At 53.7% G+C, this 25,271-nt stretch carries 24 protein-coding genes; 4 read left to right on the top strand and 20 right to left on the bottom strand.

The window, feature by feature from the left end; all coding sequences use genetic code 11:
• Window positions 1-5 precede the first annotated feature (5 nt).
• The 4 genes from tamB to IEW65_RS06720 all read right to left on the bottom strand — a co-directional run bounded on the left by tamB (window position 6) and on the right by IEW65_RS06720 (window position 8,153).
• On the bottom strand, window positions 6-4,091 hold the full coding sequence (tamB, locus tag IEW65_RS06735; RefSeq protein ID WP_188638713.1) for an autotransporter assembly complex protein TamB: 4,086 nt from the start codon (window positions 4,089-4,091) through the stop codon (window positions 6-8).
• A gap of 9 nt (window positions 4,092-4,100) precedes the next feature.
• Window positions 4,101-5,951 carry an autotransporter assembly complex protein TamA gene (tamA, locus tag IEW65_RS06730; RefSeq protein WP_188638712.1) on the bottom strand — a complete coding sequence of 617 codons (1,851 nt, stop codon included), beginning with the start codon at window positions 5,949-5,951 and terminating at the stop codon, window positions 4,101-4,103.
• Window positions 5,952-6,017: 66 nt separating this feature from the next.
• Window positions 6,018-6,851, bottom strand: a complete 834-nt coding sequence (locus IEW65_RS06725) for a coiled-coil domain-containing protein (protein ID WP_188638711.1) — start codon at window positions 6,849-6,851, stop codon at window positions 6,018-6,020.
• A 9-nt stretch (window positions 6,852-6,860) separates the two neighbouring features.
• Entirely contained in the window at window positions 6,861-8,153 is a 1,293-nt protein-coding gene (locus IEW65_RS06720) for a nucleotide sugar dehydrogenase (protein ID WP_188638710.1), read from the bottom strand.
• 205 nt (window positions 8,154-8,358) lie between these two features.
• Between IEW65_RS06720 and ubiG the strand changes: the two genes are divergently transcribed.
• Both ubiG and IEW65_RS06710 read left to right on the top strand, forming a co-directional pair.
• On the top strand, window positions 8,359-9,102 hold the full coding sequence (gene ubiG, locus IEW65_RS06715; protein WP_188638709.1) for a bifunctional 2-polyprenyl-6-hydroxyphenol methylase/3-demethylubiquinol 3-O-methyltransferase UbiG: 744 nt from the start codon (window positions 8,359-8,361) through the stop codon (window positions 9,100-9,102).
• Window positions 9,103-9,774 carry an HAD-IA family hydrolase gene (locus IEW65_RS06710; RefSeq protein ID WP_188638708.1) on the top strand — a complete coding sequence of 224 codons (672 nt, stop codon included), beginning with the start codon at window positions 9,103-9,105 and terminating at the stop codon, window positions 9,772-9,774.
• A gap of 12 nt (window positions 9,775-9,786) precedes the next feature.
• Here the strand turns inward: IEW65_RS06710 and IEW65_RS06705 are convergent, their stop codons facing one another.
• From IEW65_RS06705 to IEW65_RS06645, 13 genes are all read right to left on the bottom strand, one after another.
• Window positions 9,787-10,548 carry a YciK family oxidoreductase gene (locus IEW65_RS06705; protein ID WP_188638707.1) on the bottom strand — a complete coding sequence of 254 codons (762 nt, stop codon included), beginning with the start codon at window positions 10,546-10,548 and terminating at the stop codon, window positions 9,787-9,789.
• 33 nt (window positions 10,549-10,581) lie between these two features.
• The gene (ybgF, locus tag IEW65_RS06700) at window positions 10,582-11,391 is read right to left on the bottom strand and encodes a tol-pal system protein YbgF (RefSeq protein ID WP_188638706.1); all 810 of its coding nucleotides are present in this window, start codon (window positions 11,389-11,391) and stop codon (window positions 10,582-10,584) included.
• Between the two features lie 47 nt (window positions 11,392-11,438).
• The gene (gene pal / locus IEW65_RS06695; RefSeq protein ID WP_188638705.1) at window positions 11,439-11,981 is read right to left on the bottom strand and encodes a peptidoglycan-associated lipoprotein Pal; all 543 of its coding nucleotides are present in this window, start codon (window positions 11,979-11,981) and stop codon (window positions 11,439-11,441) included.
• 45 nt (window positions 11,982-12,026) lie between these two features.
• On the bottom strand, window positions 12,027-13,313 hold the full coding sequence (tolB, locus tag IEW65_RS06690; protein WP_188638704.1) for a Tol-Pal system beta propeller repeat protein TolB: 1,287 nt from the start codon (window positions 13,311-13,313) through the stop codon (window positions 12,027-12,029).
• Window positions 13,313-14,506 carry a cell envelope integrity protein TolA gene (gene tolA / locus IEW65_RS06685; RefSeq protein ID WP_188638703.1) on the bottom strand — a complete coding sequence of 398 codons (1,194 nt, stop codon included), beginning with the start codon at window positions 14,504-14,506 and terminating at the stop codon, window positions 13,313-13,315. The genes tolB and tolA overlap by 1 nt, the downstream gene beginning before the upstream one ends.
• Before the next feature lie 13 nt (window positions 14,507-14,519).
• Entirely contained in the window at window positions 14,520-14,957 is a 438-nt protein-coding gene (gene tolR, locus IEW65_RS06680; protein ID WP_188638702.1) for a protein TolR, read from the bottom strand.
• 20 nt (window positions 14,958-14,977) lie between these two features.
• Window positions 14,978-15,670, bottom strand: a complete 693-nt coding sequence (gene tolQ / locus IEW65_RS06675) for a protein TolQ (RefSeq protein ID WP_188638701.1) — start codon at window positions 15,668-15,670, stop codon at window positions 14,978-14,980.
• Window positions 15,671-15,705: 35 nt separating this feature from the next.
• Window positions 15,706-16,116, bottom strand: coding sequence for a tol-pal system-associated acyl-CoA thioesterase (gene ybgC, locus IEW65_RS06670; RefSeq protein WP_188638700.1), 411 nt, complete (start codon window positions 16,114-16,116; stop codon window positions 15,706-15,708).
• Entirely contained in the window at window positions 16,113-17,150 is a 1,038-nt protein-coding gene (ruvB, locus tag IEW65_RS06665; RefSeq protein ID WP_188638699.1) for a Holliday junction branch migration DNA helicase RuvB, read from the bottom strand. The genes ybgC and ruvB overlap by 4 nt, the downstream gene beginning before the upstream one ends.
• Before the next feature lie 56 nt (window positions 17,151-17,206).
• Complete coding sequence (gene ruvA, locus IEW65_RS06660; protein WP_188638698.1) at window positions 17,207-17,815, bottom strand: Holliday junction branch migration protein RuvA; 609 nt, start codon at window positions 17,813-17,815, stop codon at window positions 17,207-17,209.
• A 68-nt stretch (window positions 17,816-17,883) separates the two neighbouring features.
• Window positions 17,884-18,435: a crossover junction endodeoxyribonuclease RuvC gene (ruvC, locus tag IEW65_RS06655; RefSeq protein ID WP_188638697.1), complete on the bottom strand. Its 552-nt coding sequence runs from the start codon at window positions 18,433-18,435 to the stop codon at window positions 17,884-17,886.
• A gap of 86 nt (window positions 18,436-18,521) precedes the next feature.
• On the bottom strand, window positions 18,522-20,303 hold the full coding sequence (aspS, locus tag IEW65_RS06650) for an aspartate--tRNA ligase (protein ID WP_188638696.1): 1,782 nt from the start codon (window positions 20,301-20,303) through the stop codon (window positions 18,522-18,524).
• 67 nt (window positions 20,304-20,370) lie between these two features.
• Entirely contained in the window at window positions 20,371-20,646 is a 276-nt protein-coding gene (locus tag IEW65_RS06645; protein ID WP_188638695.1) for an FmdB family zinc ribbon protein, read from the bottom strand.
• A gap of 198 nt (window positions 20,647-20,844) precedes the next feature.
• On the opposite strand from IEW65_RS06645, the gene IEW65_RS06640 reads away from it, so the two are divergent.
• A complete protein-coding gene (locus IEW65_RS06640; protein WP_188638694.1) occupies window positions 20,845-21,795 on the top strand; it encodes a D-2-hydroxyacid dehydrogenase in 951 nt (316 codons plus the stop codon).
• A gap of 70 nt (window positions 21,796-21,865) precedes the next feature.
• On the opposite strand, the gene IEW65_RS06635 is transcribed toward IEW65_RS06640, so the two are convergent.
• Together IEW65_RS06635 and IEW65_RS06630 are read right to left on the bottom strand one after the other, a co-directional pair.
• Window positions 21,866-22,141, bottom strand: a complete 276-nt coding sequence (locus IEW65_RS06635) for an acylphosphatase (protein WP_188638693.1) — start codon at window positions 22,139-22,141, stop codon at window positions 21,866-21,868.
• A 17-nt stretch (window positions 22,142-22,158) separates the two neighbouring features.
• Window positions 22,159-23,058 (bottom strand): YihY/virulence factor BrkB family protein, encoded by a 900-nt coding sequence (locus IEW65_RS06630; protein ID WP_188638692.1) that lies wholly within the window; start codon window positions 23,056-23,058, stop codon window positions 22,159-22,161.
• Between the two features lie 175 nt (window positions 23,059-23,233).
• Here IEW65_RS06630 and IEW65_RS06625 point away from each other — a divergent pair, with 175 nt between their 5' ends.
• Window positions 23,234-24,328: a bifunctional nicotinamide-nucleotide adenylyltransferase/Nudix hydroxylase gene (locus IEW65_RS06625; protein WP_188638691.1), complete on the top strand. Its 1,095-nt coding sequence runs from the start codon at window positions 23,234-23,236 to the stop codon at window positions 24,326-24,328.
• Window positions 24,329-24,339: 11 nt separating this feature from the next.
• Here the strand turns inward: IEW65_RS06625 and IEW65_RS06620 are convergent, their stop codons facing one another.
• Entirely contained in the window at window positions 24,340-25,257 is a 918-nt protein-coding gene (locus tag IEW65_RS06620) for a LysR substrate-binding domain-containing protein (RefSeq protein ID WP_188638690.1), read from the bottom strand.
• Window positions 25,258-25,271: the final 14 nt, after the last annotated feature.

The raw sequence follows: 25,271 nt of genomic DNA, 5'->3' as shown, positions 1-25,271 counted from the left end.
CTCTTCTATTGTTGGGGGTAAATGTAGGGTTTGCCGGAACGCGTAAATCTGTAAATCAGATCCACGGCCTGGTTAGCACCAGACACTGCCTGCACATACAGGTTCCGCCAAAGTGTATAGCGTAACGTTAGCTCGGCAATGGGAGAAAAAATACCCACACCGTAACTGATGCGAAGATCGTCGGTTAGCTGCCCACTCACGGCCACTTGGCTATCATCACCGGCCCCGGTGGTATCTAGGGTCAAATCATCAATACCAAAAGCTTCACCGATCGACCCTACAGCCCCACCTGTTCGGCCAAGTGACATGCCGATAAGCGCCGTTGTCAGGGCGCTATCTACGCCGCCTCCTGATGCATCAGGCGCACGCCCGCGCAGTAGATAGGAGAGCGCGCGGGTTTCGTCCATGGAGGGCTCTGAAAAGATCATGACATTGGGCTGTTCAGCATTACCGGTGACACGCAGTCCGGCGATTACCTCGTCTTCGGTCACTTCTGGATTTCGGATGGCTTCAAAATCGAGAACCGGTAAACCGGGTGGGCCACTGAAAATCAATTGACCACGGCGTATCAACAGATCCTGCCCAAAGGCTTGGAAGCGACCATTCACCAGATTGACATCACCAAACAGCTGCAGTGCCCCACTGTCTTGACGAATTTCCAAACTTCCACCTAATCCTGACTCTAGGCCGTAAGCAGAAATTTGCATATCACGCCCCAGAGTAAGGGTAATCAGCACGTCCAACGCCATACCCGTCGCTGCAAGTTCATCTGCCGCACTTGGGTCGTTGCCTGCTTCCGCAGCCAACTGAGCCTGGCGCTCTGCCTCACGGTCATCGCGTTCGGTAATGATAATTTCATCCGAGCTTGGGGAAGTGGCTGATGAGGGAAGATCGCCCACTTCCAAGCGTGCCCAGGGTAGGTCAACGTTGCCCCGTACCTGCAGACGCTCAGGCGTAACACGAATGCGAATATCCGGCGCGGCCTCTAAACGGCCAAACTGCGGTAGTACGACGAGCAGTGGCTCTTGTGTGGCATTTAAATCTACCCCGATACGCCAAGCTTCATCGGCAGGCCAGTAGGCATTACCACTGATTAACAGCCGACCACGCTCCGCGGCCACAAAACCGTCTATATCGCCCTCCTCACCATCAAAGGTCACGGCCAACTCACCATCCACGATGGCCACCGGAATATCCGGCCCGCTAACGCGTAAGCTGCGCAGCGCCAGTTCACCTTGTAAGTCGGGCTGACTGGTTGAACCACCAATATTAACGGTGCCATTCAGGCCGCCTTCCAGCTCGTCCATCCCTACCACCATGGGACGATAGGGAGCGAGCGTTACATTATTCGCGCGTAATTGGCCTTCAAGCGTTCCCTGACCTAAGGGATCATTGATCGCTAGATTCAGCGTTAGCTCACCGGCTTCCGATAGCGAAAGCTGAACATCAGCCTGAGCCTGTGATTGGTTAGCTTCAATTTGGGCGTCCAAACTAATAGCGGGAAGAGCGACGGGCTGCCCATAATCATTGACCGCTGTGATGGCGAGTTCGCTCAGAAGCTGGAGATTCGTTTGCCACTGAGCACCGCCCTGCCGCCAACTGACCGCAAGATCTGCCGTTGTATCGCCTTCAAAACTCCACTCTTCTGGGAGGAAAGGTTCCAGCATTTCCATTGGAACTTCGCGAATACTGAGCACTGCGCGGCCTTGGTCAGCGGATGCGTTGATGGGCTCTTCAGAACATACCAGCCCACCCTGCAGCCTACGTAGGCAGAAGGGTGTCAAACGTGCCTGACCATTCGCCAAGTTGTAGCTAATATCTAGCGGTGCTTCCAGACGAATATCGCCTGCTTCTGAATCAATCTCCAGCGGCGTCAGGCGTGCCTGATACTGCTGAGCCTGTTGGTTGAAACGCCCCTCCAGAGCAACGTTAGCTTGGCTTAAAACGTTATCCTGCTCGCCTGTCGCACTGAGCTGCAATGCATGCTGGGAAAGTCGTCCAGTGAGATCTAAAGCAATCGACGCCAGTGCTTGTCCGCCCGCATTGACACCTTGCGCATCTAAATCAATATTGAGCAGCGGGTCGTCTAGGCCTTGAACACTGCCTGAAAGAGACAGGGAAGCGAGCCTATTTTCTGCAAAGCGCAGGCTGCTACCGTTCAGATCCATGACAACTTCTGGCTGCGCGAAGCTGCCCTGCGCTTGGATATCGCCAGTTAATGCACCGGCTAAATCGGGGTGCAAGCTTTGCAGCTGATTTAGGGCGATATCTGCTTCTAAGGACATTGCTTGCTGAGATACTTGGCCTGATGCGGTTAAGCGGTTATTGCCCTGGGTAAAGAGGAGCTCTTGAATGTCCACTTCGAGATCGCTATTGGCTTCGAGCGCCGCTTGCAGTGTTAAAGGATACTCCTGTAACTGGCCTTGGATATCGAGCTCCGGAAGGCTAACGTCCCAACGTTCGCCACTTTGGCGCACGCTAGCCACTATGTCACCACTGAGATTACCTTCTAGTTGAGGCACAAACAGGGCTGGGTCGATATCATCCAAACGCACACGAGTATCGACAGAAATTGCTTCTGCCCAGCTTACTTCACCCTCACTACTCAGCGCGCTATCGGCGATGGATAGCGTAAGCGGTGACCAGCGGAAAGAGGTGAGATTCCCTTCCCCCTCTAGCCCAATAGTAGTGCCGGGCACCTGCGGCCCTTCGGCGTACGTGGCCAGCGTTACCTGGTAAGCCTCAAGACTGCCATTGACGACTAAATCTAAATTTTCAAGCACATACGGATCGCTTGATGTGCTGTCGGCAACACCGCTGTCCTGTTCCTGGGTTGCTGGTTCATCGCTTTCAGAAGCAGCGGCACCATCGCTGGATGCTGACATTTCAGTGTCAGCATCCAGCGGCCACTGGACGCGTTCGCTCTCAAGCCTAGCTTCAAAAGGCAGCGTTGGAGATAGCGCATCAATCTGTGCCGTCAGCGAGGCAGTAACAGGTCCTGATACATTGAGGTTGGCCGTTAGGTCCGCAAGGCTGCCAGAAAGATCCAGTGATACTTGCTCACCGCGCAAGGCGGGGAATAATTCTGGCAACCACAGCTCAGCTCGAAGCGCTGCGCTTAGAGGATAGTCGCCGCTGAGCGTGACGTTAGCAGACAAACGAGCGTCTGCGTCCGGCGTCGCCAGTTCCAACGTGGTCAGCGTAACGTCACTGCCGTGCGCTTCGGCTTCTACCCGTAGACGATCAACCCGATACTCAAACGCGCCTGTGACTTCCACATCCGTCGCTAAAAACGATGTTAGCGCTACGTTAATAGGGAGCTCGATATCGGGCAGTGCAAGCCTCTCACGCTCATTCACATCAAGCGTCGTCTCTACCGCCACCACCACAGGCTGTGACACCTGTATGGCTGCATCAATGCCAGCAGCCTCTAAGGGCGTGGCAGTGTTTTGTGTCAGCAATACTCCGTCACTAGGCGGCAAGTAAAGCGACAGCGACTCCAGCATCGTTGGCGCAATAGTGACCTGCTGCTGCTCTGCGGTGATGGATGTAGCAAAGGCTTCCCATCTAATCCGTGTACCGTCAGCCAGCGTCACCGCCACGTTATTCAGCGCGATATCGCGCAACTCAACCGGGAAGGGCAACGTGATATTAACTGGCCCGCTCTCTTCTTGAGGAGGCTCCTCGACCTGCGACCCCTCTGTTAAGTGAATATCAGCCCCTTCCACCCTTAGCGTATCCAAACAGAGCTTACCGGATAGCAGGCAGTCCTCTGCCCATGCCAGCTCAAAATCGCTCACTTCAATGCGGGTGCCCGCAATGACCATTTGGAAGCCTTGAAGACGAAAGCTATCCAGCAATGCGCCTTCCTGATGCTCATAGGTGAAAAAACCGCGCTGCTCGCCTTGAGAGAACAGTTGCCCTGTTCCCCATGGCGACAAAGCAACGCCCACCACGATCGCCACTAGGCTAAACAGCCAAAGCGGTAAGATGATGATGAGCCTTAGCAGGCTCCAAAGCGCTAACCAGGTGCGGCGTTTACCTGAGAGCTTCTGACGGTTTTTGGATGTTTTTTTTTCAACCTGAGTCAAAGCGCTCTCCTAGAATTCCGGACCGATAGAGAAGTGCACGCGGAAAGCGTCATCAACATCGAAGGGGTGGGCAACATCAAAACGAATAGGACCCACTGGGGATACCCACCGCACCCCCACTCCAGCACCGGTTTTAAGGTCGTTGGGGCCCCAGTTATCAAAAGCATCACCGGTATCGATAAAGGTAGCGCCCCACCAGTCACCGGTCACACGACGCTGATACTCCAATGTTGAGGTCAGCATCTGCTGACCACCGCGCAAACGCCCTTCTTGGTTGCGCGGAGACAAGCTTTCATAGGAGTAACCACGCACGCTTCTATCACCACCAGCGAAGAAGCGCAGTGATGGGGGCAATTTGTCAAAGTCTTCGGTTTCAATGGCACCCATGCTCAGCCGAGCAGAAAAGCGGTTGTCGTTACCGATCATACGAATCCATTCAGTATCCCCTGTCATGCGAGCGAACTGGGCATCCGATCCCCACGCGCGGTCAGAGTATTCAATAGAGAGCTGCTGACGGTCCCCCCATAACGGGAAGCGCTGAGGGCGGGTGCGAGTCCTCGACCACTGAATCCCGGGATAAAACAGCCACACTTCATCCGCTTGACCACCCTGAGTAAAGTCTTCGTAGGTGGTTCTAAAATAGAGCGTTTGTACCCAGCGGTTTTCAAACTCCCAACGACGCGCCACCTCAACCGTGCCTTCTAACGATTGGGTATCGCTGTCATCGATATTTCGTACCCCGTACTGCAGGCGGTAATTATCTCGGATGGGGTCTTCAAGCGGGATATTGTAAACACCGGTAAATCGCTGCTCGGGGGCAGATACATAGAGGTCATGGTCAAGGCTGTGACCAAAGCGATTAATCCAGGGCTGTTGCCAACCAAAACGAAGCCTTGGGCCTACATCTGTGGCAAACCCTACCCCTACCTCAAACTGATGGCGATCTGCTGGCTCTACATTAATGTCAATGGGTAGGCGGGTATCATCGCTACTGTGGAGGCTAAGGGCGCTGGCCAACGCTGCGCTGCTTACCCGTGGCCGCTGGGGCTGTGACGCGGTCGCTTCACTCCACCATGGGTCACCTCCACTAGGCGGCGCAATGGTCAGTTCTTGAGCCGTTTCTAAACGAGGCCGAACGGAAACAGAGCTAAACCAGCCTGTCTCCGCCAGACGCTGATTATAGCGAGCCAGCGACTCCGCCAGATAAGGGTCGCCCGCCTCGAATGTCTGCATTTCTCTCAAACGTTCAGGTTCAATATGGCTACCGGTAATCAGCGTATTACCAAACTGATAGCGAGGGCCACTATCAAAGGTCATGTAGAGGCGTGCACTTTCTAGATAGGGGCGCACTTCCATACGCCTATCTGAAAAGCCCCAGTCAAAGTAGCCTCGTTCAATAGCCAAGCCAGAAAACTGGGAGCGTAGATTATCCCAGGGGGCATGCCTTAATGGGTCGCCCTCTTTGAGCGGAAAGTCATCTAGCGCTTCTTGAAAAGGCGGGTCATTGCTTGCGTCGCCATTCAGGTTGATATCTAACACTTCGATGATGACTTGTGGGCCTGGCTCAATACGTACGGTGATAGGAGACTGCTCTAACTCGACGGTAATGTCAGGCTCGTAGTAACCATACACCCGCATCGCTTCTTGGGTGCGCTGGCGTATCTCGCCTTCTAGGCGCGCATCGGTGTACTGCTCCTCATCGATGTTTTGCAAATACGCATCGATGTTGGCTGACACTTGTTCATTAACACCGCTAATGGCAGCTTCAAGCGCCCATGCGGAGGATGATGCAGAAAGTAGTGGCAACACCAAACAACACGCCACCTGTTTGGCCGTAGGCCATCGCCGTTGTCTTCCCATACTGTTTTATCCCTAACCCCATCACCGGCTTGGTGGCTTATTCGTTCCGCAGCATGCGGCTGCTGGTTAATTACGCAGCATCTCCATCTGCGCACTGAAGGCTAGCTGAGCTTGCCTTACTTGCCGCACATCGCTCTCCAGCGTATTTAAGCGCTGCGTCCACTGCGTTTCTAGGGCTGTCAGCGCAGCTTGGCTTGCGGGCTCTTCCTGTGTGTTAACGTCGGCAACTGCCGAAGATAGCTGTGATAATTGCTGCTCGACGTCTTCCTGCCACGCTCTGAATTGCTCTTCAAGCGCGGTTCGATCGCTGGCCACCTGCCGCTCCATGGTGTCCAGTCGCTGCGTCATGATGCCTTCCAGGTGAGACACTTCTTCAACTAAATTTTGCCGCCCAGAAGTACCAGCCTGCTCTAGCGCATCTAATGAAGTACGAATGGCCGTTAACTGGCGATCACGTAGAGCAGCTTGCTCCTGAAATTGAGATATCTGTTGTGACAGCGTTTCTAGTGCTTCATCAGATACAAGTTCTTCATTGTTCGTTAAAAGCCCATAAAGCTCTTCGCGCGCATTGGTGAGTGCAACGGCAAGCTGTTCTTGCTCTTGGAACAATGTTTCCATTTGAGCTTGTACAAAGGTTATCGCATCCTGAGCATCCGTGTCACCTGAGTCGAGCCTTGCATGCAGGTTAGATACTTCACCACTGACACGATGCACTTCATCAAGCAGCCTTTCTCGCTCGTACCAAAGCCCAGCCGCCGACGCACCCAGTAGTAGCAGTACTAAGATCAATATCAGCCAAATTGGCCATAACGTTGGCCCCCGCCGATGACGCAGATGCTGTGCAGTTAGGCTTTGATCCACATCAGGAACGATACGTTGAGATGAAGTGGCGTCAGACATGAGTTTTCCTTAGAGCATCGTCGGATCGGCGCGTCGCCCAATCCCTCGGTAGTGCAGGCCGCAGCTGGATACAAAAGCGGGGTCATAGATATTGCGTCCATCTAATACTAGCTTTTCGTTGAGCATGGTGGCTAAACGGTGCCAATCAGGGTTCCAGTAAGCTTTCCATTCCGTTACCAACATCAGCGCATCCGCCCCTTGGCAAGCAAGGTAGGGGTCTTCCTCAAACACCACTAAATCACTGCGCTGTCCAACGGCCGCAAGGAGTGCCGGAATCGCCGCTGGATCGTGTAGTTGCACCTTCACACCTTGTGCCCAAAGTGCCTCAAGCAACGTCAACACCGGCGCATGATCGATACGGGCTGTTCCAGGTTTAAACGCCGCTCCCCATATCGCCACGGTTTTGCCTACTAAATCCCCTTCAAAAAATCCCCATAGCTTTCTGAACAGTGTCTCTTTTTTCTGCTCATTAATATCCATCACCTGCTCAAGCAGAGCCGAGTAGCGGCCACTTGCAGATTGAACATCGGCCAAGCGCATTAAATCGCGTGAAAAATTAGGCCCACCAAACCCGCATCCTGGGTATAAATACTCAAAACCTATGCGTGTATCAGCCCCCATGCCTTGGCGTACATGCTCAACATCCACGCCTAAGGTATCTGCAAGCCCTGCAATTTCATTCATATAACTGATACGGGTTGCCAACATACCATTGATCGCTAGCTTGGTCAGTTCAGCGGCTCGACAAGGCATGCACTGAAATACTTCGCTGCGCCGATTGAACGCGCGCAGCAACTCTCTGGTCATCTGCTCACCTAACGCGTCATCGCAACCCAGTAGCCAGCGCACTGGGCGAGTAAAAGAGAGCCAAGCACGACCTTCTTCCAAGGTGTCGGGCAGTGCTACCCGGCTATGCTGCTGTCCCATCAAGGAATGCAAACGTTCAGTTTCGCCCACCGGAAACGTCGAGTTATTTACTAACACCGCGCCACTGTAGGCATCAAACATGGCGTGCTGAAGTAACGCACTGGCGGATGACCGCTGGCTGGGAGAAAGTGCTAACCAGACAATATCAGGTGACTCAGAGGCGTCAGGAGAGGCGATAATGGTTAAATTGCCCGATGCCATGGCCTGCTCAAGCTGCGTCATTAGCGATGGTTCTCGACGCAGCCAGTCAGCCGACGCTAGCGTTGACCATGGAACGCTTTCGTGGAGTAGCCAGTCGACACGGTGGCCTACCCACGCCAGCGCCGCTGCCGCTGTCGCAGCACTTAGTTCACTACCATGCAGCAATACACGCATTTAGGTGCTCTCCCTGGCCAATAAGCGCCGATAAAATAAAGTGTTAGGCGTCATGCTGCGTTCCTTTCCATGCGTTCCGCGTCAGGAGTGGTTAGAATAACCATAATACTCAACGTTTGAGTGGATGCCACCTTGCCGAGAATACCGCTAACTGGCAAACCACGTTCATATGTCACTCAATACCAACTGCAGAGGGGGTTACACCATGCCAGTGACACTTCAGGATAGCACCACTCGTCGCTATCAAGACAACGTCGATGCCGCAGAAGTTGCGAAATTTGAAGCACTTGCCAGCCGCTGGTGGGACCCTGACAGCGAATTTAAACCGCTTCATGACATTAACCCTCTTCGCTTGGACTTTATTGATGCACGGGCGGGGCTTGCGGGCAAAAAAGTGTTAGATGTGGGCTGTGGTGGCGGTATTTTAAGCGAATCCATGGCGCACCGAGGTGCTAGTGTGACCGGCATTGACCTAGGCGAGGCACCGTTAGGAGTGGCGAGGCTTCATGCCGAAGAGAGCGGCGTCACCGTCGATTATCGCCATATCAGCGTTGAAGGCTTAGCCGCAGAGCAGCCAGGCCATTATGACGTGGTGACCTGCATGGAAATGCTGGAGCATGTGCCCGATCCTGCCTCGGTGATTCGTGCCTGCAGCACTTTGGTACGGCCTGGGGGTTATGTCTTTTTCTCTACGCTTAATCGCACGCCGAAATCTTATGCCTTTGCTATTTTAGGGGCTGAATACGTGCTGAAATTGCTTCCCCGAGGTACTCACGATTATGCGAAATTTATTCGCCCCTCTGAGATGGCTAACTGGGCGCGTCTGGCGACACTCGAAGTCCGTGAACAAACGGGACTGACGTACAACCCTCTCACACGCCATTACCGGCTGGTTCCCCACGATGTCTCGGTGAATTACATGATGTACTGCCGAAAAGTGAGCGAGTAAATGCTGATGCCCTCCCCTCAAGCCATCTTGTTTGACTTAGACGGCACGTTGGTCGACACCGCCCCAGACTTGGCCGCTGCCACCAATGCACTCAGGGCCCATCACGGCCTAGCTCCCCTGCCGTTTCAAGACATTCGTGGGCAAGTGTCGAATGGCGGTAGCGCCCTGGTCACGCTGGCACTTGGCCTTGAAAGTGGCAGTGCCGGGCACGACGAAGCACGTCAGTTTTTACTGGACGCATACGAACAGGCAGTGGCTGTGCATAGCAAGCTGTTTGAGCCACTAGATGAGTGGCTGATTGCATGGCAACAGGAGGCGCGCCAGTGGGGGATTGTCACTAATAAACCACGGCGTTATACACTGCCGCTTCTTGAGGCGCTGGCGCTAACGCCTGGGGCCCTGCTGTGTGCTGATGACTTGAGCGTTAAAAAACCCGCACCTGAGCCGCTTTGGGAAGCGGCAAAACGCTTAGGCGTTTCTCCCGAGGCATGCTGGTACATCGGTGATCATGTGCGTGATATGCAGGCAGCAAAAGCGGCCGGCATGACCGCCGTGGCGGTGGGCTATGGGTATATCAGCAAGGAAGACGACTACCAACACTGGCCTGCCGACGTGTGGTTTGCCACCTGTGAAGAGCTAGTGGCCGCCTTAGACGGCCACCGCACTGTTTGACGCTAACCTGCATTAAACGCGTGGCGGCTGAGCATCAAATTTCTGGCCGCTAACGCCCTTGCTGTCGGGGCCCATTAGCCACAGGTAGGTTGGCATGATCTCCTCTGGAGTACGCAGCGTAAACGGGTCTTCTCCCGGATAGGCCGTACGTCGCATTTGAGTACGTGTTGCCCCTGGATTAAGCGTATTCACGCGCACATTGGGTTGATTGCTCAACTCATCAGAGAGTACTTCGACAAACCCTTCTGTCGCGAACTTCGAGACAGAATAGGCCCCCCAATAAGCTCGCCCTTTGCGGCCAACGCTTGAAGAAGTAAAGATGACCGATGCATCATCCGATGCTTGAAGCAGCGGCAGCAGTGCCTGAGTCATCCAGATGGGGCCATTAATATTGACCTGCATCACCTGTTCCCAAAGTTCGGGATTGTACTGTTCAAATGGCGTAATGCGCCCTAGCAACCCAGCGTTATGCAACACACCATCTAAACGGCCAAACTCTTTGTCCAGAGTTTCTGCCATATCATGGAAATCTTTAAGGGTGGCGCCTTCAAAATTGAGCGGGAAAATAGCAGGCTGTGGCCCACCAGCTGCCTCAATGTCGTCGTAAACGCGCTCAAGCTTAGCGATGGTGCGGCCCAGCAATATTACGGTAGCCCCATGACGGGCATAGGTTAATGCCGCCGCGCGACCAATCCCATCTCCCGCACCGGTTACCAACACGACGCGGTTTTCTAATAGATTGGGCGCTGGTTGATAGTCGATTTTACAACTCATGAGGGTTCCTTGAAGCGTCAATATTAAACCGTATTAACCTGCGGACTGGCGTAAGAAATCATTAGCCAACCCAGCGGCGCTGCTTTGCGGATAGTCATCGCGCACTTGCTCTAGCAACTCACGACTGCGCTCTGCCTCACCTTTACGTGCCTTCACCAGGCCAAGCTTATACAGCGCATCAGGCACTTTGGTGCTACCGCTATACTGCTCGATGACTCGGGTAAAGGCTTGATCTGCTGAATCTAACTCACCTTCTGCAGCGTATAGTTCGCCAAGCCAGTAGTGCCCGTTTGCCGTCAGACTACTGTCTGGATGGTCAGCGACGAAGGCTTCAAAGGCGGCAATCGCATCACCGAACTGTCGCGCCTGCACATGAGCAAAGGCAGCCTGATAATCTGCCTGCGCATCGTCGCTGACGTTGCGAGTAGACGGTGCTTGCACTACCTGCTCCGCTACTTCTGGCTCAACTTGAGGCGTTGCCTGCTCAATTTGACTGGGCGCGCTGCTCATCAAGCGGTCTTCAATATCCAGGTATTGCTGCTGCGATTGATTTCGCAGTTGCTCTAACTGGTGACGCAGTTCTTCAATCTGGCCACGCAGCTGTTGAATTTCCTGCTGGTGCTCTTGCACTTGGTTAAACAGGACAAGATTACCGCCTGACGACTCTTGCCGCTGAGTTTGCTGATAAAAGCTATTGGACGAACCTGAGGAGAGGTCTTGGACCAGCGGCTGCTGCGCCAAGGCGGATGCTGACAGAAGGGATAAGGGCAATACGGACAGCGGGAGCGCTATGGCTCCCGCACCGCACAGCCTCTCAAAATAGCGTTTGAGACTGTGATTCATGATAGCTCCGAGTGATACAGTTGGCGTGCCAGGGCACGCCAATACTATCAGTAGTTAAAGACGACGCGACGGTTTTGCGAGTAGGCGCTTTCGTTTTGGCCACTCGCTGCCGGACGCTCTTCACCGTAGCTAACCACGCTCATTTGTGAAGGAGATACACCCTGAATATTCAGGAAACGCTGTACAGCTCCCGCACGACGCTCACCTAGTGCCATGTTGTATTCACGGGTACCGCGTTCGTCGGTGTGACCGTGAAGAACAACGCGGGCGTTCGGGTTAGCACGCAGGTAGCGCGCATGAGCCATTACCACAGATTCGTAGTCGCTCTTGATGGTATCGCGATCGTAATCGAAGTAAATAGTGCGTACTTCAGGAATACGAGAATCCGCCTGCTGACCAGCCGCGCCAGAACCTGACGTTGAGCCATACTGACCACTGGTGCCAACACCAGACGTGCTAGACCCCATACTGCTGCCATCCTGGCTTCCGTAAGAGTCACCGTCTTGTGTTCCGCCGGTGCTGGAACAGCCAGCGATAACTACGATAGATAACGCGACTGCTAATGAGCGAGCCAACGGCTTAAGTTGCATAATCAGACTCCTTGCCTGAAAACAGAAATTAGTGCTGTTCATCTATTAATTTAAGAAAGGTGACCACGCGGGATCACGTACATCACCTTGTGCTGCGGGTAACCTAAATGACGAGCGGCCATCGGCTGACACGGCACTAAGTACACCACTACTACCCTGTTGGGTAGCGAAGATTACCATGGTACCGTTCGGCGCAACACTAGGAGATTCATCTCTTGTTGAATCGCTTAATACTACTAGGCGACCACCATCAAGATCCTGTTTGGCAACTTGGAAACCCCGGCTGGAACGGTGGATCAAAAAGATCTGCTCACCGTCCGGTGAAAAGCGCGCGCGGGCGTTATAGTTGCCAGTAAATGTTAAGCGATTAGTTTCACCGCTACCCATCACATGCTGGTAAATCTGTGGACCACCGCTACGGTCGGACGTAAAGATGATGCTGCGACCATCAGGAGACCATGCGGGTTCGGTATCGATGCTGTTGCTCTGGGTAATACGGTCCAATGACCGATTGGCTACGTCCAGCACGTAAATTTCCGGCTGACCGTCTTTGGAGAGCGACATAGCGATACGGCGGCCATCGGGTGACCATGTCGGCGCGCCGTTGATGCCATCGAACGACGTCGCTTGAACGCGCTGACCGGTGTTGACGTCTTGGATATAGATAGAAGCCTTACCCGTCTCAAACGAAACATAGGCCAATTTACGGCCATCCGGCGACCATGAGGGCGACATAATCGGCTGATCAGATGTCAGCACTTGCTGGCTGCGTCGGCCATCGGCATCGGCCACGTAAAGGCCAAACTGCATGTTGTCGCCTAAGCCCTGAGCCGTCACGTAGGCAATGCGCGTCGAGAATGCCCCACGAATATCAGTGATCGCTTCAAAAACCTGATCGCTGATATAGTGAGCTGCACCGCGAAGATCATTGCCACTAACGGTCACGGTCTCGCTAATCATCGGGCGCTGGCCGCTAATATCGACGAGATCAAACTGTAGTTCGTAGCCGCCGCCTGTCTGCTGGGCACGACCTACCACCAGATAGCGCACGTCCAGCGAACGCCACGTGCCAAACTCCACGTCGGACGCTTGGCTTGGGCGATCAAACATTGCGCTGCGCTCCAGTGGCTCGAAGAGCCCGCTACGCTCTAGATCATCTTGCACAATTTGCGCAATGTCTTCTGGAAGGCCCTCACTGCCTGCAAAAGGTACCACACCGATCGGTAGTGCCTGATCGCTACCGCGTGTTATCTCAATGGTTAAATTGGCGTTAGCCACACTGCTAATTAGTAGCAGTACGCAAAAAAGCCACACTTTGCTTAACGTTTGCATCAGCGAACATCCCCCGGGGTAAATCGCAGATTAAATTGACGTAAAGTACGTTGCTGCTCCGCTGCTAAGTCACGTAATTCGCTGAACGGAGCGGCGTGTTCAACCGCTTGCATGGCTGAGCGATCAAAAGCACTGTCGCCGCTGGATGACACTACGGATGTCGCTAATAGCTCACCCGATGGCCCAAGCCTTACCTGTATCGTAGCACTCATCGAATCACTCGCTGCAGGTGGAATGAGCCAAGCCTGCTCAACAGCACGCCGAACAATATTAATAAAGCTATTGGCAGCCTGCTGTGCCTGTTGTGCATTGGCGGCCGCCTCGGCTTCACCGGCCAACTGCCGCTGCATGGCAGCCTCAGCGGCTTCTGCGGCACGGCGCTCTTCCGCTTCACGCTCACGCTGGGCCTCAGCCTCTCGGGCACGTTGAGCTTCGGCTTCACGTTGACGTTGAGCTTCCGCTTCGCGCTGGCGCTGCTCTTCCGCTTCACGTTCGCGCTGAGCTTCGGCTTCTTCACGGGCACGCTCCTCTTCAGCTTCGCGCTGACGTTGAGCCTCCTCCTCGCGTTCGCGCTGCTCTTCAGCCTCGCGTTGGCGTTGAGCCTCTTCTTCCCGCTCGCGCTGCTCTTCTGCTTCACGCTGACGCTGTGCTTCTGCTTCCGCTCTGACCCGTTCAGCCTCTGCTTCGCGCTGGCGCTGCGCCTCTGCTTCATCGCGGGCACGCTGCTCTTCGGCTTCACGCGCTTGCGCTTCTGCCTCCTGCTGTTCGGCTAAGCGCTCAGCTTCTTCTGCACGACGCTGGGCTTGTGCTTCTGCCTCAGCTTGTGCTTGCTCCAGCGCTTCAGCTTGTTCGGCCGCTTGTGCAGCCGCCTCCGCTTCACGCTGCGCTGCGGCGGCTTCAGCCGCTTGTTGCTCGGCTGAAGGTTCATCGCTGGGTGGCTCAGGCTCGGTCACATCTGGCTCTGCCGCATTATTCATCGCGGCCTGCTGTTCCGTTACCTGTTGCGCTTGATCCGTAAAGGTTTCAGTACTGACAAACGTCGCCTGCACAATGGATGAAGAGTCAGGTTCAGCACTCATACTGGGAAGCTTAATTAGGCTAAACACAATCACGAGCAGGTGCACAGCGACAGCCAAAATCGTTGGCCACGTATAGCCAACGTCTTGAGGGTCACGAGGTGGTTTTACAGCCATGTGCGACTCGCCCTTAACCATCTTGAGGCGGCTCAGAGAGCAGCCCTACGTTGGCGACACCCGCTCGCTGCAGCGTGCTCATCAGTATGACCACCTGACCATAAGGCACGTTACGATCTCCGCGCACCATGACTGGAGTACCGGGCCGACGTTGAAGGATAGCGACAATGCGCTCAGACATCTGATCCAACGTGACCGACGTTGAATCTTCCCCCAGCGTTATGAAATAGCCTCCGTCGCGGTCTACCGAGATAATGATCGGGTCATTATCTTCTTGGGTTTCAATAGGTTCAGAGGTGACTTGCGGCAGATCGACCTGCACCCCTTGCGTCAGCATAGGGGCAGTAATCATGAAAATGACCAATAAGACCAACATAACGTCGATAAAAGGCACGACGTTAATCTCACCCATGGGCTTTTTTTTGCCGCTTCGATTAAACGAACCTTGCATGACGAACTCCTTTACGGGCGTTAGGCTTGCGGCTTGCCATCACGACCTTGCAAGTTACGATGCAAAATAGCGTGGAATTCTTCAGCAAAGTTTTCATACTTGCCTAGCAATCGTGACGCATCATTCGAAAGTCGGTTGTAGAAGATAACGGCCGGTATGGCGGCGAGCAGGCCCATCGCGGTGGCAATAAGCGCTTCTGCAATCCAGGGTGCAACGGTTGCCAAGGTGGCTTGCTGGGTCATAGAAAGCGACTGGAACGAGCCCATGATGCCCCAAACGGTGCCAAACAGACCTACATACGGGCTAACAGACGCCACGGTTGCTAAAAAGACGAGATGCTTTGTGAGACGGTCTTCTTCTCGAGACCACGCCACCCGCATGCTTCGCTGGACACCCTCTAAAATGGTATCCGCACTGCGAGTTTTGGGCATTAAACGGTTAAATTCTCTGAAGCCAGACTGAAAGATATGCTCAGCACCGTGACGGGGATCATCCGCCGGAATTTCCCGATAAAGCTCATTTAAATCCACGCCCGACCAGAAAGACTCTTCAAACTGATTGTACTCTTGCTTCGCTCGGCGTAGCGCAATACTGCGCTGAAAGATCACTACCCATGAGAGGATCGACCCCACCACTAGCAGCAACATGACCAGCTGCACAACGGTGCTGGCACTCATTATCAAGTGGGGAATGGACATGGCGTTATCGTTCACAGTTGCCCTCTTCAATCAATTAATGTCGTTGTCGACTAGATAGTGGTATTAAGCGACATAGTGGTGTTAAGCGACGATGGCCACGCTTTTGGACGCATTGTCGTCGCGTTTAGGCAGGCTATCTCGACTGTTGCAGAGCATAAGAGTTCCTTGTCGCGCCGAACCTGTTGCTCAAATGTCATCCGGCACCGCCCTTTTTCCGCGATGTGGGCAGTAACCGTTAACGCCTCATCCAATCGTGCGGGTTTGGCGTAGTGACAGGCCATGCGGTATACCACTAGCTGCGTACCTTCGTCTAGCAGCGTTTGCTGATTCAGGCCTAATTTTCTTAACCATTCACTGCGCGCCCGCTCCATAAACTTCAAGTAGTTAACGTAGTAGACAATTCCGCCGGCGTCAGTATCTTCCATATAAACACGAACCGGCATACTAAACTTGCCTGTCATGGCCGACGCTCCCCCTCGACATCTATTGACTGCTCATGAGGCGTACGGTCAAAGTGAAGCCACGCTTGGCGAGTGACGACTCGGCCTCGGGGAGTGCGCATCATGAGCCCTTGCTGAATCAGGTAAGGTTCAATCACATCTTCAATGGTATCGCGCTCTTCGCCAATCGCTGCTGAGAGTGAATCAACCCCTACCGGGCCACCATCGAATTTATCGATCATCGCCAGCAACAAACGACGATCCATATGATCAAGACCGTGGTGGTCTACGTTAAGCATATTCAGTGCAGCGTCAGCCACATGTACATCCACTACGCCATCGCCCTTGATGTCGGCGTAGTCACGGACTCTACGCAGCAGCCGATTAGCTATACGCGGCGTACCACGCGAGCGTCGTGCTACCTCAATTGCCCCTTCACGGCTGGTTTCAACGCCTAACAAGCGTGCCGAACGGGCGACAATCTCTGTCAGCTCTTCCAGGTTATAAAACTCTAGCCGCTGAACAATACCAAAGCGGTCCCGTAGCGGTGAGGTCAATAGCCCTGCCCGAGTGGTAGCACCGACTAGCGTGAATCTGGGCAAGTCGAGCTTGATCGAGCGTGCGGCTGGCCCTTCACCAATCATGATATCGAGCTGGAAGTCCTCCATCGCAGGATAAAGCACTTCTTCCACCACAGGTGAAAGGCGATGGATTTCATCGATAAACAGCACATCGCCCGGCTCAAGGTTAGTTAGCATGGCCGCCAGATCACCGGCACGCTCCAAAACAGGTCCAGAGGTGGACTTGAGCCCCACGCCCATTTCAGTGGCAATGATATTGGCAAGCGTCGTTTTGCCTAACCCCGGCGGGCCAAATACCAGCGTGTGATCAAGGCTCTCTTCGCGCAGCCTCGCTGCTCCGATAAAAATTTCAAGCTGTTCGCGAACCCGAGGCTGGCCGATGTAATCTTTTAGATGCTTCGGACGAATAGCATGGTCGATACGCACTTCGCCGTGCTCTGGCTCAGCGGCAATTAATCGGTCATGTTCTAACATAGAGACTCTTCTTGAGTGCTATCTAATGAATACGCGCTCTTGCACTCATGGTGGCTTTAACCAGCCATTCGCTTGGTCAAGGCGGCTTTGATAAGCGCTTCTGTGGTTTGATTCGGGTCGACATCAGCCAGCATCTTCGCGGCCTCTGTCAGCTTGTATCCCAAACTCACCAGCGCAGCTTCCGCATCGGCTAAGTGATCTCTAGGGGCAGTCCGCCCATTTGTTGCTTCAAGAGCCAATGGCGCATCACTACCATGCTCCCACTCAGGAAAGCGGTCGCGCATTTCGATAATCAGTCGTTCTGCCGTTTTTTTGCCCACTCCAGGCAGTTTAGTCAGCGCTTTGCTGTCGTCATCTCGGATGCAGCGCATAAAGGCATCTTCGTCCATACCGGACAGAATCGCTAATGCGAGCTTGGGCCCCACGCCATTCACTTTGATTAAGGCACGAAATAGCGCCCGCTCATGCTCACGCCCAAATCCGTAGAGTAGATGTGCATCATCGCGAATAGTGAGATGAGTATAGAGCGACACTTGCTCGCCTGGGGCGGGTAACGCCACAAAGGTATTCATGGAGGCTTCTAGCTCATAGCCTACGCCATGCACATCCACGACCATCCATGGTGGCTGCTTTTCTAATAACAGGCCGGTTAGTCTTCCAATCATCACGCGCCTCACAGCAGGAAAAAACAGCCCTCACTATAAAGCCAGTCTGTACAGATGACCAGTAACCCCTAGAGCCGCCAACGGCCTGTTGAGCGACGCTTACTACGTGAAGGAGTCGCCGTCGCTAATGCACTGCCTGCAAACGCATGGGTGAGCGCGATGGCAAGTGCATCGGCAGCATCCGCTTGTGGCGTAGCCGATAGCGAAAGCAGCGTGGTGACCATGTGCTGCACTTGGCTTTTATCGGCCCCACCTTGGCCGGTAACTGCCTGCTTGATCTGCCGGGCCGCATATTCGGCAATGCTTAACCCGTGATTCGCCAGGCAAACGAGCGCCGCGCCGCGGGCTTGCCCCAGCTTCAGGGCTGAATCGGCATTCTTCGCCATGAAAACACGTTCTACAGCCACAGCATCAGGTCGATGCAGGCCAAGCACTTCGCTAATCCCTGCATAGATTTGGGCCAAACGCTGCTCTAACGCACCGTCTGCCGTGCGGATGCAACCGCTGGCCACGTAGCGAGGCTTGACACCGACGAGGTCGATAATGCCGTAGCCCGTAATGCGTGAGCCTGGGTCAATGCCTAAAATCCGAATCGCTTTCACAGGCTGTTGTGCATCCATGTCAACGTCTCTTCGCTCTTTCTTGAAACAAAAACACCGACGCTAAGCGTCGGTGTTTTAATGGGACTTAAAACAGAGCAGCAGGCTTACTCGGCTGCGGATTCCGCTTTAACCTTCTGACGTAAGCGAATATTCAGCTCTTTTAGCTGATCAGCACTCACTTCACCGGGGGCATCTGTCATCAGACAGCCAGCACTTTGGGTTTTCGGGAAGGCAATGACTTCACGAATTGTCTTAGCGCCGACCATCAGCATCACTAAGCGATCCAGACCGAAGGCCAAGCCGCCATGGGGCGGTGCACCGTACTGCAGCGCATCAAGCAAGAAGCCAAACTTCTCTCGCGCTTCTTCTTCGCCAATGCCCAGAATCTCAAATACCGTGCTCTGCATAGCTTGGTGGTGAATACGAATAGAACCACCGCCCAGCTCGGTACCGTTAAGCACCATGTCGTAAGCACGTGAGAGCGCCTTAGCCGGATCAGCTTTCAGCTCTTCTGGTGAACAGGAAGGCGCTGTAAACGGATGGTGCAGCGGGCTTAAGCGGCCATTGTCGTCAGCTTCAAACATCGGGAAGTCAACGACCCACAACGGTGCCCACTCCTGAGTATACAGATCTAAATCCGCACCCAGCTTCACACGCAGCGCACCAATCGCTTCGTTCACGATGCGCGCTTTATCCGCACCAAAGAAGATAATATCGCCATCTTCTGCGCCGACACGATCAAGCAGCTCTTCGACGATATTTTCCATGAACTTCACGATCGGCGACTGCAGACCGTCAAGCCCTTTGGCACGCTCGTTAACTTTGATCCAAGCGAGGCCTTTGGCACCGTAGATACCAACGAACTTGGTGTACTCGTCAATCTCTTTACGGGAGAGCTTGGCACCGCCCGGCACTTTCAGAGCCGCAACGCGGCCATCATCTGCACTCGCGGGGCCAGAAAACACCTTGAAGTCAACTTGCTGCATTAAGTCGTCAACATCGGTGAGTTCAAGCGGAATACGCAGGTCGGGCTTATCTGAACCAAAGCGATCCATGGCTTCTTGCCACGTCATCCGCGGGAATTCGCTGAGCTCGACGTTGAGCACTTCCTGGAAGAGCTGACGAATCATGGCTTCCGTAATGCCCATGATGTCATCTTCTTCTACGAAAGAGGCTTCAATATCAATCTGCGTAAATTCAGGCTGGCGATCCGCCCGCAGATCTTCATCACGGAAGCATTTAGCGATTTGATAGTAACGGTCGAAACCCGCCACCATCAGCAGCTGTTTAAACAGCTGAGGAGACTGCGGTAGAGCAAAGAAGCTGCCCGCGTGTGTACGGCTAGGCACGAGATAGTCACGTGCACCTTCCGGCGTTGCACGCGTTAGAACCGGGGTTTCGATATCCAAGAAGCCCTGATTTTCTAGATAGGCGCGCACGTTATGAGAAATACGCGAGCGAAGGCGCAGTTTCTCGATCATGTCCGGACGGCGCAGATCAATGTAGCGGTGCTTAAGGCGCACTTCCTCACCGACTTTACCATGATCATCAAGCTGGAAAGGCGGCGTCGCAGCGGTATTCAGCACTTCTACTTCTTTCGCCAGTACCTCAATCATGCCGGTAGGCATATTGGGGTTCTGGGTGCCTTCAGGGCGCAGCCGAACGCGGCCCGTAATACGCAGAACATACTCGCTGCGCGCGCGGTCGGCATTAGCAAACGCCTCGGCGGTATCGGGGTCTACGACAAATTGAGCGATACCATCACGGTCACGCATGTCGAGAAAGATAACCCCACCGTGGTCACGACGGCGGTGAACCCAGCCGCAAACGGTGACCGTTTGATCCACCAATGTTTCGTTAAGCTGGCCGCAATAATGGCTGCGCATGTCTAATCCTGTTCTGTTTCGTGGCAATTAAGTTGTCTTGGGCCTCAAACAGCCCTGACAGCCGCGGCTATGCCGCAGCGCCATTTTTCGTTGATGTGCTACTGGCATCCGTTTTTGCGCTGCCAGAGGCCTTTCCATCGGCAGCAAGATTCTTTTTGCTGCCCGTTTTGAAGTCAGTTTCGTACCAACCGCCACCCGCTAAGCGGAACCCGGCTGCCGAGACCAAACGCTCCAGATCATCTTGCTGACACGCGGGGCAGCTTTTTAAAGGATCTGCGCTAATTTTCTGAAGTTTTTCCATGCGATGGCCGCAGGCCTTGCACTCGTACTCATAGATGGGCATGTTGATGGCTCCTGAAAAGCTCAACTCCGACAGGTGTGGGTTGACAGAATCGTGGTAAACCTAGCACTACCAGGCTGACAATATGTGGCCTGCCGGGATAAATTCCAAGACTGCGGTCGATAGAGCGCTCATTATACCCTTTTGTGCCCCCTGCCGAGCAAGGCCAAGCGGCTTTCGGCGGTTAATGGAGAAAATAAAATGCCCAATGCGGTCATACTGGATGCCCAAAGCCTTGGCGAGGATATTGACCTGACGGCGATTCGCAATGCTGTCACGCACTTAGATATTCATCAGCAAAGCAGTACGGCGCAGGCGCGTGAGCGTCTAGCGGACGCTGAGATCGCTATTGTCAATAAAGTGAGGTTGGATGCTGAGACGCTCTCGCAGCTACCTTCTTTAAAGTTGATCTGTGTTCTTGCCACCGGTTTAAACAACATTGACCTTGACGCGGCTAAAGCCCATAACATCATCGTTAAGAACGTAACGGCCTATGGCACTGCCAGCGTCTCGCAACATACGCTAATGCTCATGTTGACGCTGGCGAATCGCTTGCCCCGTTACCAGGCCGATATCGCGGACGGCAAATGGCAAACGAGCGATTTTTTCTGCTTACAGGATCACCCAACGCTGCAGTTGGCAGGTAAGCAGCTCGTCATGGTCGGACAAGGGGAGTTGGGGTCTGAAGTTGCGCGGTTAGCAGAAGCCTTTGGCATGCAGGTGACATTTGCAGCAAGACCGGGGAATGAACAGCACGACCCGCGTCCTTCTCTTGATGACCTGCTGCCCACCGCCGATGTGATCAGCTTGCACTGCCCACTCAACGATGCCACCAAGCATCTGCTCAATAAAGAGCGCCTGGCGGTGGCAAAGCCTTCGCTGCTTATCGTTAACTGCGCTCGTGGCGGCATTATCGACGAAGAAGCGGCTTTAGAGGCGCTTCGTAGTGGCAGTATCGGCGGGCTAGCCGTTGATGTACTGCCCGCCGAGCCGCCCAAAGAAGGTCATGCGCTGCTTGATGCGCTGGCCAATCAAGAGCCGCTCAACCTTATTGTCACGCCACACAATGCGTGGATTACGCCTGAGGCTCGCCAGAACATTGTCGACTTAACGGCCGACAATGTCCGTACATGGTTGGCAGAAAAACGTTAAAGGCAAAGCCACGGCTAAGCACCTAATTATCCAAGCACCTAATCAGATAAGTACTTAATCAGCCCAGTACTTAGTAAGTAGAAAAGTGATCAGGGGCGTGATGGTCACCCAGTGTTTCAAAGGTAACATGGGTGACCTGCGCGTTTTCGGGCCCTTGCCATAACCACTGACCTAGCTCTGAAACAGCAGATGGAGGGCCGCACATTAGCACCTCGACTCGGCCGTCAGGCAGGTTTTTAGCGTAACCGGTTAACCCACGCATTAGCGCCTGCTCTTGAGTGGCACGTCGATACCAGACTCCCTGAACTTTACCTGTCACGTAAGCACGAACGCAGCAATCAGCCATTGCAACCTCCTCTGTTGTTAAAGCAACTCATGCTTAACCAACACAGCGCTGTTGCGCGGTACCAGTGGGCGTCCGCGACGTATGAGTAACGAACGCGTGAACGCTGCACCAAACAGCAGGATAAGCGAGCTGTAATATACCCATAGCAGAATCATGACCACTGAACCCGCCGCCCCATAGGTAGAGGCCGTTGCGGTGTAAGCAAGGTAAATAGCAATAACGCTGCGGCCAATCGTGAAGAGTACCGCAGTAACCACTGCCCCAATGAGCACATCCTGCCAGCGCAGCACCACATCGGGCAGGACTTTAAAAATGGTCGCAAACAGTAGCGACACCATCGCAAGCGATATCAATGATTCTGCTGTCGTGGTGAGTAGGCTGGCAAAAGGCAACAGATCATTCGCTGCATGAAGCATGCCACGAAGCACTACCCCAAGCACTAGCGATACCAGCAAAATAAAACCGATAGAGAGAACAACGGTTAATGACAGCAACCGGTTTTTAATAAAGATAAACGCACTGTTACTGGTGGGTTTAGCGGTGACACCCCAAATGGTATTGAGCGAGAACTGCATTTGCGCAAACACCGTGGTGGCACCCACCATTAAAGCAAGAAAGCCAAGAATCGTGGGTAAAAAACCAGACTCTTCGATGCGCGACTGAGCAACGGCTTGTTCCACAGCAAGTGCGGCATCCGCGCCTAGCGTGCCTTGCAATTGGGCAACGATCTGCCCTTGAGCCGCTTCCTCCCCAAGCACTACCCCGATCACGGTGACCGCAATGATGACCGTTGGAGCCAACGAAAACAGCGTATAGAACGCCAATGACCCCGCATAGCTAAACGCGTTTCTTTCCAGCCATAGCGACGTTGCATCCTGCACCACGTTCCACCAAAAAGTGAGCGTGTTTTTAATCATAATATTGTCCCTTAACACTATTCACAGCGTCCTTCTGCAACGCTTATATGACGAATAATGAATAAGCATACCCAATCAAAACGTTGAGCGCAGGTATGATTGCGTTGCAGCGCTTTATAGGGCCGACCATAATGGCTCCGCCCAAGTCACCTTTTTTAGCAATCAAGGACACGCAATGAACTCAGATTCAGCTCGGTCTGTCACGTCTTATGCCTTTGATTGTCTGGTTTTTATTGGTCGTTTTCAGCCGCCCCATTTAGGCCATCTTGCGATTATTAGAGAAGCGCTGAAGCAGGCACGGCAAGTCATTGTCATGGTGGGGTCTTCATGGCAAGCGCGCTCGCTGCGTAACCCATGGCATTTTGATGAGCGCCAAGCGATGCTGCGATCTGGATTTGATGATGCGGACAACCTGAGGCTTGAGATCACCCCGCTACTGGATGCGCTTTATAACGACGATGTGTGGGTGAGGGATGTTCAGCGTAAAGTACGTGATTTAGCAGCACCTGCGAATGCGCGGCTGCCTCGTATCGGACTTATTGGTGCAAGTCGCGGACAATCCAGCTATTACTTATCACTATTCCCCCAGTGGGAATCTGTGAGCGTGCCGCTGGTGGAAGGCATTTCTGCCAGCCAAATCAGAGAGCGGCTTTTTCGCTCACCTGGCTCTACCGACGACTATCTGAGCACAGGTGCTTATCACGACCTCCCACCTGGCGTTGTAGAGCGCGTTGGCCAGTTCTGTAAAGGCGATGATTACTATCGATTGCTAGAGGAGCAACAACTGCTTGATCAGTATCGTCAGGCATGGTCCCAGGCACCCTACCCGCCCATCTTTGTAACCGTGAACGCGGTCGTCGTTCAGTCAGGCCATGTGCTGCTCGTAAAGCGTACCGCTGCTCCCGGAAAAGGGTTATTTGCGCTGCCTGGTGGGTTTATCAATCCGCATGAGCGATTGCTGGATGCCTGCCTGCGAGAATTACGTGAGCGGCTGCGCTTAAAAGTGCCAGAGCCCGTGCTTAAAGGCTCCTTACGTGGCCAGCGTTTATTTGATGAGCCGCACCGCAGTTGGCGAGGCCGCACGTTGGCAGAAGCTTTTTACTTTGCTTTACGCCCCGACCAGCAGTTGCCGCGTCTGAAACCCGTGCAAGGGGGGGATCATGCTCGCTGGGTAGCGCTGGCCGACCTAGAGCCCGAAAGCTTATTCGAGGATCACTTCTTTATTATTCAGAATTTCCTTGGGTTGCCTGCTGACTTTGGCTCTCTTTAACTCTGCCGGGATTAGGCCTGTAAAAAATCGCGTGGCAACTTCATCATTTGCCGCCATAAGCGCTCTACGCCGGGTTTGTGAACTAAAGAGCAGCGATATAAACGAATTTCAAGCGGGATATCCCAACTTTCATCGCCAGCTCTTACCAGTTTTCCTGTTTTTAGCTCCTCGCGAATACAAAAATCAGGAATCCATGCAACGCCGACACCCTGTAAAACCATCCCTTTCAAGCCTTCGGCCATTGCAGTTTCATACACCGTTCTAAGCTTCATACGCAATGGGTCGTTTTTAAGCAACATACGGACACTGCGCCCTAAAAAAGCACCCTGGGTGTAGGCCAGATAAGGGATAGAGCTATCACGTTGCAAGGAGAATAGCGGTTTACCCTGCTCGCCGGGCAAAGACACTGGCAACATGTTGACCTTACCAATAGAAAAGGAGGGGAAGACCTCCGCATCTAGCTGCATGGTGGCAAAAGGGTCGTAATAGGCGAGCATTAAGTCGCAGTTGCCTTCCCGCAGCACATGAATGGCTTCGCCGACGTTCATAGCGACCAAGCGCGTTGGTAACTCCCCTAGCCCCTTCTGTAATCTGGAAATCCAGGGTGGGTAAAAGCTCAATGCTAAGGAGTGGGCCGCGACAATGTCCAGCGCTTCATTAGCGATAGAGAGCCCCCGTAAATGGCTAAGCGATTCGTTTAATTGCTCGACTAAGTTGCGGGCAGTGACGAGAAAAAGCTGTCCCTCTGACGTTAAGCCAATGGGCGTGGTTGACCTATCCACCAACGTAACGCCAACGGCCTGCTCTAACGCTCGAATACGCCGGCTAAACGCTGGCTGGGTGACATGGCGCTGTCGGGCTGAGGCTGAAAAACTGCGGGTGTTGGCCAGTGCGACAAAGTCCTCTAGCCATTTTGTTTCTAAATTCACCCATGACTCCTGTT

The sequence above is a fragment of the Vreelandella lutescens genome (genome assembly GCF_014640815.1).
In the GTDB taxonomy this organism is placed as follows: domain Bacteria; phylum Pseudomonadota; class Gammaproteobacteria; order Pseudomonadales; family Halomonadaceae; genus Vreelandella; species Vreelandella lutescens.
The sequence above is the reverse complement of the archived record's forward strand: the minus strand, read 5'-3'. Positions and strand labels throughout refer to the sequence as shown.